A 10608-nucleotide genomic window follows, 5' to 3' on the forward strand; every position below is an offset into this window, starting at 1 on the left:
TATCAGCGTGCGGCAGCGCCGGCGTTGTCGACCAGGCCGATGATCGCCTCGGTGGTCATGACATCGCCATAGGTGTCTTCCAGCGTGGCCAGGCTGGCCGCGTGCAGGGTCTTGTGGTCGATGGTCGCACCGGTGGCCAGCTCCAGGTCACGGGTGGCGGTGGCGTCGGAGGACACGATCACACGATAACCGCGCGGGGCGGCGGCGGCGTCGCGGGCAGCGCCGGACACGCAGGCATGGGTCATCAGCCCGGTCACGATCAGCGTGTCGATGCCGGCGTCCTTCAAGGTCCTGTCCATCACCGCAGCCGAGGCGCCGGCGAAGACGCTCACGTTGTCCTTCTGCACCACGCTGTCCCCCGCCCGCGGCTGCATGTCCGGGTGGAACTGCACGGTCTTGCCACCTTCGGCGAACAGCGGGGCGCCGGCCGGCAGCACGTGCTGGACGTGGATCACGCGGATGCCCTTGGCATCGGCGGCCTTGATCAGCCGGCGGGTATTCTGCAAGGCGCTGGCACCATCGGGGATCACCATGCGACCACCGGGGAAGTACTCGTTCTGGAAATCAATGACGATCACCGCGGTCTTGCCTGCCTGCAGGGCGTCGATCGGTGTGGCACCGGCCATCTGGCGGATGGTGGGATGGGCCGGCTCGGCGGCGGCGACCGGGGCGACGGCGGCCATGCCGATCAGGCTGGCAAGACCGAAAGCTGCAATATTCATGGGGAGGAACCTGGGCTACGGAGAGTGCGGCCATGGTGCCGTGCACGGTGCGCACCAAGAACCCCCTGTCGCGCACTCCATCTGTGCATGAAACGCACAGATCGTGCGCCGCCCCCTCAAACGCAACGAGGCGCCCGAAGGCGCCCCGCTGGTAGTGCATGGCCTTGCCGTCGCCGGTTACAGGCGGCTGGCAATGGCCTGGGCAAAGCTCATCGTGTTGCCGGTGCCGCCCAGGTCGCCGGTCAGCGAATCCTTCGCATCCATCGTGGCGACGATGGCCTTGCGCAGGCGCTCGGCATTTTCCGGCTGGCCGATATGGTCCAGCATCTGTGCGGCGGCCAGCAGCAGCGCGCACGGATTGGCCTTGCCCTGGCCGGCGATGTCCGGCGCGGTGCCGTGCACGGCTTCGAAGATCGCCGCGTTCTCACCGATGTTGGCACCCGGGGCCAGGCCCAGGCCGCCGACCAGACCGGCACACAGGTCGGAGATGATGTCGCCGAACAGGTTGGTGGTGACGATCACATCGAACTGTTCCGGACGCATCACCAACTGCATGCAGCAGTTGTCGACGATCATTTCCTGGAACTCGATGTCCGGGTACTTGGCCGCCACTTCGCGCGCCACGGCCAGGAACAGGCCCGAAGTCGACTTGATGATGTTGGCCTTGTGCACGGCGGTGACCTTCTTGCGGCCGGTGCTGCGGGCCAGTTCGAAGGCGTAGCGCACGATGCGCTCGGAGCCCTTGCGGGTGATGCGGGTACCGGAGAACGCGGTCTCGCCGTCGGCCGACACTTCCTGGCCTTCCGCCAGGTAGGCACCTTCGGTGTTCTCGCGCACGGTCACCAGGTTGACGTTGTCAAAGCGCGACTTGGTGTTGGGGAAGGTGTGCGCCGGACGGACATTGGCGTACAGGTCGAAGTGGCGGCGCAGGCTGACGTTGATCGAGGTGAAGCCACCGCCGATCGGGGTGCTCAGCGGGCTCTTCAGGGCGATCTTGTTGCGCGCGATGGATTCCAGCGTGGAAGCCGGCATCAGGTCGCCATGCTTTTCCAGCGCGACCAGGCCGGCGTCGGCGTCTTCGTATTCCAGGCCGGCGTTGAGCTTGTCCAGGACGTACAGCGTAGCGTCCATGATCTCCGGGCCGATGCCATCGCCGCGGATGACCGTGATTTTCTGCGTCATTGATCAAATTTCCGAACAGGGGGAAAAACGCCGTCCGGGGGTGCCCGGTGCACCGGCGCAGGTAAGTTTCAGCCGCAATTATGCCCGAACCGACTACCTGACCCCAAATAGACCATGGTCCCACCCGCGGAAAGCCGCCGAGCATGGCTCGGCGCTACCAGGCGCAGGGCCGGCCGCCTTGGTAGCGCCGAGCCATGCTCGGCGAGCGCAGCGGCAGGGCGTGACGACCAACGGTCGTCACCCACCACGAAATGACGGCCAGCGGCGCATCTGGCGCGCGTCAGTGCTCGTGTTCGGCCGGGGCTGCGGCGCCTGCTTCCAGCTGGTCCAGGAAGTCCACTGCGCGGCGCAGGTGCGGGATCACGATCGATCCGCCCACCACCAGGCCCACCGAGAACGTTTCGAAGAACTCATCACGCTCCACCCCCGCGGCCTTGCACTGGGCCACGTGATAGCTGATGCAGTCGTCGCAGCGCAGCACCAGCGAAGCCACCAGGCCCAGCAGTTCCTTGGTCTTCACATCCAGCGCGCCGGCCTGGTAGGTCTGCGTATCCAGCGCGAAGAAACGGCGCACCACCTGGTTCGGTTCAGCCAGGATGCGCTCGTTCATCTTCTTGCGGTAGGCATTGAACTCGGCCAGGCGGTCGCCGCCTTCGTCCGCTGTGCTCATGCTGCGCCCTGCCCGGCCAGCAGCGGCTCCAGCTTGCCTTCACGGTGCAGGGCCATCATGTCGTCGTAGCCGCCAACATGAACGTCACCGACGAAGATCTGCGGCACGCTGGTGCGGCGGGTCTTGGCCATCATCTTCTCGCGCTCGGCGGCATCCAGGTCGATGCGCACTTCGGTCCACTGCTGGCCCTTGCTCTTGAGGAAGTTCTTGGCTGCCACGCAGTACGGGCAGACAGCGGTGGAATAAATGGTGATGGCGGGGGCGCCACCGGCAGGCTGTTCAAGTTGGCTCACGGGAAACTCCACGACGGATCGACTGTCTGTATATGGTAGCGGCCTGATGGAAAATCCACGCCATGGCCGCAACACTGTGGATTAACGATAGGTTTCCCCCTGGCCTGCCACGCTGGGGGGCGCTGCCCGAGGACCGACCGCTTGCGACCGCTGCTGCTCTCCGCTGCCCTGACCCTCGCATTGGCCGTGCCGCTGGCCCAGGCCCAGGATTCGCTGCCCGACATCGGATCGTCGGCCGGTGAACTGCTGACCCCTGCCCGCCAGGCCGAGTACGGCGGCATGATGCTGCGCGAACTGCGCAACTACGGCTACCTGCTGGACGATCCGCTCACCACCGAGTGGCTGCAGACCATGGGCACCCGGCTGGGCTCCAACAGTGCGCAGCCGCGCCAGCAGTACACCTTCTTCATGATGAAGGACCGGCAGATCAATGCCTTCGCCACGCTGGGCGGCTACATCGGCGTCAATGCCGGCCTGGTGCTCACTGCCGAACGCGAAGACGAAGTGGCTGCGGTGCTGTCCCACGAAATCGCCCACGTCACCCAGCAGCATGTGCTGCGCGGCGTGGAACGCGCCCAGCGCGACCAGATCCCGATCCTGCTGGGCATGCTGGCGGCGGTCATCGCTTCCCAGCAGGCCGGGGGCAACTCGGCCGGCAACGCGACCATGGCCAGCATCGCCTCGGGCATGGGGCTGATGCAGCAGCGCCAGATCGATTACACCCGCTCCAATGAATCCGAAGCCGACCGCCTGGGCATCCGCACGCTGGCGCGCAGCGGCTACGACGTGGACGCCATGGCCGGCTTCTTCGAGCGCATGAGCGCCTCGATGCGTGGCAACGACGGCGGCTACACGGTGCCGGACTTCCTGCGCACCCATCCGGTGAACACCACCCGCATCAGCGAGGCCAAGCTGCGCGCCGAGCAGATGAAAAAGGACACGGTGGTGCTGACCACCGAGGTGCCCGGTGGCGTGCGTACCGAACGGGTGAACCCGAGCGATCCGGGCCTGTCCGATCCGATCACCCGCCGCAACAACCTGCTGCTGCCACCGGGCATGCAGGTTTCGGTGGGCCAGCTCAGCCGCGGTTCCAGCGGTGATTTCGACTGGGCCCGCGAGCGCCTGCGGGTGCTCAGCGCGGTGACTCCGTCCGAGCTGACCCGCGAGTACCAGGGCCTGGCCCGGCAAAAAGGCGGACTCACCCCGGCCCAGCGCTACGGCCAGGCGCTGGCCCAGCTGACCACCGGCACTGGCGGTGCGGCGGGTGCTGCACGCGCCCTGGCCGAGCTCAACGACGCCGACCCCGGCAACCTGTGGGTGGCGCTGGCCCTCGGCGAGGCCGAATCGCGTTCCGGCCAGGCCGCCAGGGCCAACGAACGCTTCGAGGCGCTGCTGCGCCAGCACCCGGGCAGCCGCCCGGTGGCGCTGACCTTCGCGCAGATCCTCAACGAACAGGGCGGCCAGGCCGCCGGCCAGCGCGCGCAGGCCATGCTGCGGCCGCTGCTGTCACAAAGCGGCAACGATCCGGTCTTCCAGCAGCGTTTCGCCCGCGCCAGTGAACTGGCCGGCGATGCACACCGTGCCAGCGAAGCCTACGCCGAGGCGGCCTACCTCAACGGCCGTCCGGAACAGTCGCTGATGCAGTTGCAGGCATTGAAACGCCAGCCCGACCTGGATTACGTCACCCGCGCGCGGGTCGATGCGCGCATCGAGACCATCACCCCCACCGTGCTGGAAATGCGCCGCCAAGGAGTCAATGACCCGGAACTGGAGCGCCGCTGAAGGTTGCCAGGGGTGGCCTGCCGACCGCTGGTCGTTACAGCAGCGCCGGTGGCGTCACAAACATGTCATCAAATCGTAGTCTACTGGCGTCACTCCCGATCTGATGAGCAACTTGGTGGCCTCGTGCAGAAACGCATCCTGATCGTCGACGACGAACCCGCGATCCGCGAAATGGTGGCCTTTGCCCTGCGCAAGGGCGATTACGAGCCGATCCACGCCGGCGACGCACGCGAAGCACAGACGGCCATCGCCGATCGCGTGCCCGACCTGATCCTGCTGGACTGGATGCTGCCGGGCACCAGTGGCCTGGACCTGGCCCGCCGTTGGCGCAAAGAGGCGCTGACCCGCGAAGTGCCGATCATCATGCTGACCGCGCGCGGCGAGGAAAACGACCGCGTCGGCGGGCTGGAAGCCGGCGTGGACGACTACGTGGTCAAGCCGTTCTCCGCCCGCGAGCTGCTGGCGCGGATCCGCGCGGTGATGCGCCGGGCCCGCGACGACGACGAAGATGGCAGCGTCGCGGTCGGTTCGGTGCGCATCGACGGCGCCGCCCACCGCGTGTTCGCCAACGACCAGCCGGTGCCGATCGGCCCGACCGAATACCGCCTGCTGCACTTCTTCATGACCCACCCCGAGCGCGTGTACACGCGGGCGCAGTTGCTGGATCACGTCTGGGGCGGCAGTGTGTACGTGGAAGAGCGCACCATCGACGTGCACATCCGCCGACTGCGCAAGACGCTGGAACCGTTCGCCGCCGAAAACATGGTGCAGACCGTGCGTGGTGCAGGCTACCGCTTCTCCACTTCCACCTGATCACTGGTACCGCAATGCCGCGTCACATCCGTTCGGCCTGGTTCAAGACCCTGGCCACCCTGACCATGGTGCTGGTGTTGTCCGGGCTGGCGGGTTGGGCGCTCGGTGATGCGTGGATGGGACTGGCGATCGCCGCCATCGGCGCGTTGGCCTGGCACTACTGGCGGCTGCGCCGGGTGCTCGGCCGGCTGACCGCGCGCCAGCGCTGGGAGATCGCCGACGGTGCCGGGGTCTGGAATGAACTCGACCGCGTGGTATCGCGCAACCAGCACGAGATGCGCGTGCGCAAGCGCCGCCTGCTGGACATGCTGCGCAGCTACCGTGCCGCGGCGGCCGCGCTGCCCGATGCGGTGGTGGTGCTGGATCGCAACAGCCAGCGCGTGCAGTGGTTCAACGAAGCCGCCACCACCCTGCTCGGCCTGCACCATCCCGGTGACCTGGGCCAGGCGCTGGTGCAGCGCCTGCAGCCGATGCCGCTGGCCCACTGGCTGGCCGGTGGACGCAACGCCGAACCGATCCTGGACGTGCCCTCGCCGGTCGATCCGGCGATCCGCCTCAACCTGCGCCTGATCCCCTATTCGGCTGATCACTGGCTGCTGATCGCGCGTGATGTCAGCAAGCTGCTGCGGCTGGAACAGGTGCGCCGCGACTTCGTGGCCAACGTATCGCACGAACTGCGCACGCCGCTGACCGTGGTGCACGGTTACCTGGACATGATGGACCCCGAGGACTTCCCGGGCACCGGCCCGATGCTGGAGGAAATGCGCAAGCAGAGCCAGCGCATGGCCCAGCTGGTGGAAGACCTGTTGACCCTGTCGCGGCTGGAATCGCAGGAAGCCGGCGATGCCGAAGTAGTGGCCATGCTGCCGATGCTGGCCACGCTGCGCCGCGAAGCCGAAGCCCACAGCCAGGGCCGCCACCAGATCACCGTGGAAGACCACGCCGGGGTGGACCTGCTGGGGTCGATCAAGGAACTGCACAGCGCATTCTCCAACCTGGTCACCAACGCAGTGCGCTATACCCCGGCCGACGGCCAGGTGCGGGTAACCTTCAGCCGCGAAGGCGACGGCGTGGTACTGGCCGTGCGCGATACCGGTTATGGCATCCCGGCCAACCACCTGCCGCGACTGACCGAACGCTTCTACCGCGTGTCCAGCAGCCGTTCGCGCGAGAGCGGTGGTACCGGCCTGGGCCTGTCCATCGTCAAGCACATCCTTGGCCTGCACCACGCCCGCCTGGAGATCCAGAGCGAGGTCGGCAAGGGCTCCACGTTCTCCTGCCATTTCGATGCGTCGCATGTCCGCGCGCGCGATGTGGCCGCCTCCCTCCATGCCGAAGATTGACGCCATGAGCAGCCCAGGATCCCTCCCCGTCGTGCCGCAGCCGGACTCCGATTCACTGCGGGATCCGGCGCTTTACATCAACCGCGAACTCTCCCAGCTGGATTTCAACTTCCGCGTACTGGCGCAGGCGCTGGACCCGCAGGTGCCGCTGCTGGAGCGCCTGCGCTTCATGTGCATTTCCTGCACCAACCTGGACGAGTTCTTCGAAATCCGCGCCGCGGCGGTGCGCCACGCGCAGGAGTTCGGGCTGCCGCCGGCGCCGGATGGCATGAGCCCGCAGGCGATCCTCACCGCCATCCATGACCGTGCCGCAGAACTGGTGGACCAGCAGTACCGCTGCTGGAACGAGGTGCTGCGCCCGGCACTGCAGGACGCCGGCATCGGCGTGCTCGGCCGCCATTCGTGGAACCACCGCCAGAAGCGCTGGCTGCGCGCTTACTTCCGCAACGAGATCATGCCGGTGCTGTCGCCGCTTGGCCTGGACCCGGTGCATCCGTTCCCGAAGATCCTCAACAAATCACTGAACATCGTGGTGGTGCTGAAGGGCGTGGATGCGTTCGGCCGCAGTGGCCACCTGGCGATCGTGCGCGCACCGCGCTCGCTGCCGCGCATCATCGAACTGCCCGAATCGCTGGGCGAGGGCCGCAACTTCGTGTTCCTGTCCTCGATGCTGTCGGCCTTCGTCGATGAGCTGTTCCCGGGCATGGAAGTGGAAGGCGCCTACCAGTTCCGCGTCACCCGCAATTCCGAACTGGTGGTGGACGAGGAAGAGGTCGAGAACCTCGCGCTGGCCCTGCGCGACGAGCTGGTGGACCGTGGCTACCGGCCGGCGGTGCGGCTGGAGATCGCCCAGGACACCCCGCGCGACATCGTGCGCACGCTGCTGCAGAACTTCGGCCTGACCGAAAACGCGGTGTATTACATCGATGGACCGGTCAACCTCAACCGCGTCATCCAGCTGTACGACGTGGTGCCGCGGCCGGACCTGAAGTACCCGCCGATGACCCCGCGTACGCTGCGCGATTCAGACGGCATCTTCGATATCGTCGCGCGCCAGGACGTGCTGCTGCATCATCCGTTCGATGCCTTCACCGCAGTGCTGGACGTCATCAAGCAGGCGGCGACCGACCCGAACGTGCTGGCGATCAAGCAGACCCTGTACCGCACCGGCAAGGACTCGCTGATCGTGGAGGCGCTGATCCAGGCGGCCCGCAACGGCAAGGACGTGACCGTGGTGGTGGAGCTGCGCGCGCGCTTCGATGAAGAGGCCAACCTGGGCCTGGCCGATCGCCTGCAGGAAGCCGGCGTGCAGGTGGTGTACGGCGTGGTGGGCTTCAAGACCCACGCCAAGATGCTGCTGATCGTGCGCCGCGAAGGCCGCAAGCTGCGCCGCTACGTGCACCTGGGCACCGGCAATTACCACAGCGGCACCGCGCGCGCGTACACCGACATCAGCCTGATCACCGCCGATGCGGATATCGGCAACGACGTGCACCTGCTGTTCCAGCAGCTGTCCGGGCTGGCGTCGAAGGCCAAGCTGAAGCACCTGCTGCAATCGCCGTTCACCCTGCACACCGGGGTGCTCAAGCGTATCGAGCGCGAGAAGGCGATCGCCGAATCCGGACGGCCGGCGCGCATCATCGCCAAGATGAACGCCCTCAACGAACCGCAGGTGGTACGCGCGTTGTATGCCGCCTCGCAGGCCGGCGTGCAGATCGACCTGATCGTGCGTGGCGCCTGCACGCTTCGTCCCGGCGTGCCGGGGGTGTCGGACAACATCCGCGTGCGCTCCATCGTCGGCCGCTTCCTGGAACACAGCCGGGTCTACTGGTTCGGCAATGCCGGCGCACCGGAACTGTACTGCGCCAGCGCGGACTGGCTGGAGCGCAACCTGCTGCGGCGCGTGGAGACCGCCTTCCCGATCCTCGACCCGGCACTGGCACGACGGGTGTACCGCGAGGTGCTGCAGAACTACCTGGACGACAACCTCAACGCGTGGGAACTGCAGGCCGACGGCCGCTACGTGAAGCTGGCACCGGCGCACGACGAGGCCCCGCATTCGGCACAGATGGGCCTGATGCAGGGCCTGTGAGCGCTGCCGATCCGGCAGCGTGAAGAAGGCGCGGTGACGAGCGGCACCCGCCTTCGGCTACCATTCGCGCATGCCGCACACATCGACTTCCCCGACCCTGCAAGATGGCGACCTGCTGGCCGCCATCGACATCGGCTCCAACAGTTTCCACATGGTCATCGCCCGCTATACGCTGGGGCAGCTGCGGGTGGTCGACCGCCTGCGCGAGACCGTGCGCATGGCCGACGGCCTGGATGGCAAAGGCGGCCTGTCCAGCGAGGCGCGACAGCGCGCGCTGGAATGCCTGGCCCGCTTCGGCCAGCGCATCCGCGACGTGCCCTCGCACCGCGTGCGCGCCCTGGCCACCAACACCGTGCGCCAGCTGCGCTCGCCGCAGGCGTTCCTGATGCCGGCCGAAACCGCGCTGGGACATGCCATCGAAGTGGTCAGCGGACGCGAAGAAGCGCGCTTGATCTACCTGGGCGTGGCGCATGCGCAGCCGCCCAAGGCCGACCAGCGCCGGCTGGTGATCGACATCGGCGGCGGCTCCACCGAATTCATCATCGGCTCGGGCATGCAGACCCTGGAACGCGAAAGCCTGCAGGCCGGCTGCATCGCCAGCACCCGGCGCTTCTTCCCCGGTGGCAAGCTCAGCCGCAAGCGCTGGAAGGATGCGCTGGCTGAAATCGGCCGCGAGTTCCAGCCATTTGCCAGCAAGTACCGGGCGCTCGGCTGGGACGAGGCGCTGGGCTCATCGGGCACCCACAAGGCGATCAGCGAGATCTGCGCGGCGATGAAGCTGAGCAAGGGCGCGATCACCGCCGAGGCGCTGCCGCAGCTGCGCGATGAACTGCTGAAGGCCAAGAAGATCGATGACATCGTGCTGCCCGGGCTGGGCAGCGACCGCCGGCCGATCATCGCCGGTGGGGTGCTGGTGCTGGAAGCGGCCTTCCAGGCGCTCGGCCTGCAGAAGCTGCTGGTCAGCAAGGCGGCCATGCGCGAAGGCATCCTGTACGACATCGTCGGCCGCGCCGGTGAGAACGATCCACGCGATGTGTCGGTGGATACCTTGACCGTGCGCTATGACATCGACGTGGCGCAGGCCGATCGCGTGCAGAGCACGGCTCTGTCTCTGTTCGACCAGGTCCGGGAGAGCTGGAAGCTCGAAGCCGATGATGCCCGCATGCTGTCCTGGGCCGCGCGCCTGCATGAAATGGGCCTGATGATCGCGCACAGCGGTTACCACACCCACGGCAGCTACCTGCTGGAAAACTCGGACATCGCCGGGTTCTCGCGGCAGGAACAGCAGATGCTGGCCGCACTGGTACGCACGCACCGCCGCAACGTGCCCAAGAGCGCGTTCGAGGCACTTCCCGAGCGCCTGGTGGTACCGGCGCGCCGGTTGGCCGCGTTGCTGCGTCTGGCGGTGCTGGTCAACCGCGCTCACGAATCCACGCCGCTGCCGGTGCTGGAAATCACCGCGGAGGACGACCGGCTGTCGCTGATCGTGCCGCAGAGTTTCATCGACCCACGGCCGCTGCTGCGCGCCGACCTGATCGGCGAAGTGGACGGCATGACCGGCCTGGGGCTGCAGTTCAAACCGTTCGTGGCCTGAGTACGTAGCGCCGACCCATGGTCGGCGGACTCTCCCGCCAACGGCCCGCTGCGCTCGCCGACCATGGGTCGGCGCTACCGATGACAGTAGCCCCACGGGGGGGGGGGGCCCCGGGGT

At 67.2% G+C, this 10608-nt stretch carries 9 protein-coding genes; 5 read left to right on the forward strand and 4 right to left on the reverse strand.

Features of this window, described 5'->3' with window-relative positions; genetic code table 11:
• Positions 1 to 2: 2 nt before the first annotated feature.
• The 4 genes from ACI2JH_RS13550 to grxC all read right to left on the reverse strand — a co-directional run bounded on the left by ACI2JH_RS13550 (position 3) and on the right by grxC (position 2867).
• Positions 3 to 722, reverse strand: a complete 720-nt coding sequence (locus tag ACI2JH_RS13550) for a cysteine hydrolase family protein (RefSeq protein WP_182656947.1) — start codon at positions 720 to 722, stop codon at positions 3 to 5.
• A 177-nt stretch (positions 723 to 899) separates the two neighbouring features.
• The gene (locus tag ACI2JH_RS13555) at positions 900 to 1904 is read right to left on the reverse strand and encodes an isocitrate dehydrogenase (protein WP_042614806.1); all 1005 of its coding nucleotides are present in this window, start codon (positions 1902 to 1904) and stop codon (positions 900 to 902) included.
• A gap of 280 nt (positions 1905 to 2184) precedes the next feature.
• Positions 2185 to 2574, reverse strand: coding sequence for a carboxymuconolactone decarboxylase family protein (locus ACI2JH_RS13560; protein ID WP_101098723.1), 390 nt, complete (start codon positions 2572 to 2574; stop codon positions 2185 to 2187).
• Entirely contained in the window at positions 2571 to 2867 is a 297-nt protein-coding gene (grxC, locus tag ACI2JH_RS13565; protein WP_101098858.1) for a glutaredoxin 3, read from the reverse strand. The genes ACI2JH_RS13560 and grxC overlap by 4 nt, the downstream gene beginning before the upstream one ends.
• A 141-nt stretch (positions 2868 to 3008) precedes the next feature.
• On the opposite strand from grxC, the gene ACI2JH_RS13570 reads away from it, so the two are divergent.
• The 5 genes from ACI2JH_RS13570 to ppx all read left to right on the forward strand — a co-directional run bounded on the left by ACI2JH_RS13570 (position 3009) and on the right by ppx (position 10491).
• Complete coding sequence (locus ACI2JH_RS13570; protein WP_404736471.1) at positions 3009 to 4649, forward strand: M48 family metalloprotease; 1641 nt, start codon at positions 3009 to 3011, stop codon at positions 4647 to 4649.
• A 123-nt stretch (positions 4650 to 4772) separates the two neighbouring features.
• The gene (phoB, locus tag ACI2JH_RS13575; protein ID WP_042614802.1) at positions 4773 to 5462 is read left to right on the forward strand and encodes a phosphate regulon transcriptional regulator PhoB; all 690 of its coding nucleotides are present in this window, start codon (positions 4773 to 4775) and stop codon (positions 5460 to 5462) included.
• 14 nt (positions 5463 to 5476) lie between these two features.
• The gene (gene phoR, locus ACI2JH_RS13580) at positions 5477 to 6805 is read left to right on the forward strand and encodes a phosphate regulon sensor histidine kinase PhoR (protein WP_404736472.1); all 1329 of its coding nucleotides are present in this window, start codon (positions 5477 to 5479) and stop codon (positions 6803 to 6805) included.
• Positions 6806 to 6809: 4 nt separating this feature from the next.
• Positions 6810 to 8897 (forward strand): polyphosphate kinase 1, encoded by a 2088-nt coding sequence (ppk1, locus tag ACI2JH_RS13585; protein WP_101098720.1) that lies wholly within the window; start codon positions 6810 to 6812, stop codon positions 8895 to 8897.
• A gap of 70 nt (positions 8898 to 8967) precedes the next feature.
• Complete coding sequence (gene ppx / locus ACI2JH_RS13590) at positions 8968 to 10491, forward strand: exopolyphosphatase (protein ID WP_101098719.1); 1524 nt, start codon at positions 8968 to 8970, stop codon at positions 10489 to 10491.
• The last annotated feature ends 117 nt before the right edge of the window (positions 10492 to 10608 follow it).

Origin of the sequence: Stenotrophomonas sp. NPDC078853 (genome assembly GCF_044901215.1) — a bacterium.
GTDB classification, from domain to species: domain Bacteria; phylum Pseudomonadota; class Gammaproteobacteria; order Xanthomonadales; family Xanthomonadaceae; genus Stenotrophomonas; species Stenotrophomonas lacuserhaii.

What these genes read in the sequence shown, in the direction of transcription:
- ppx (WP_101098719.1), top strand. Translation starts at nt 8,968, where the DNA reads ATGCCGCACACATCGACTTCCCCGACCCTGCAAGATGGCGACCTGCTG.
- phoR (WP_404736472.1), top strand. Translation starts at nt 5,477, where the DNA reads ATGCCGCGTCACATCCGTTCGGCCTGGTTCAAGACCCTGGCCACCCTG.
- ACI2JH_RS13555 (WP_042614806.1), bottom strand. Translation starts at nt 1,904, where the DNA reads ATGACGCAGAAAATCACGGTCATCCGCGGCGATGGCATCGGCCCGGAG.
- ppk1 (WP_101098720.1), top strand. Translation starts at nt 6,810, where the DNA reads ATGAGCAGCCCAGGATCCCTCCCCGTCGTGCCGCAGCCGGACTCCGAT.
- ACI2JH_RS13550 (WP_182656947.1), bottom strand. Translation starts at nt 722, where the DNA reads ATGAATATTGCAGCTTTCGGTCTTGCCAGCCTGATCGGCATGGCCGCC.
- ACI2JH_RS13560 (WP_101098723.1), bottom strand. Translation starts at nt 2,574, where the DNA reads ATGAGCACAGCGGACGAAGGCGGCGACCGCCTGGCCGAGTTCAATGCC.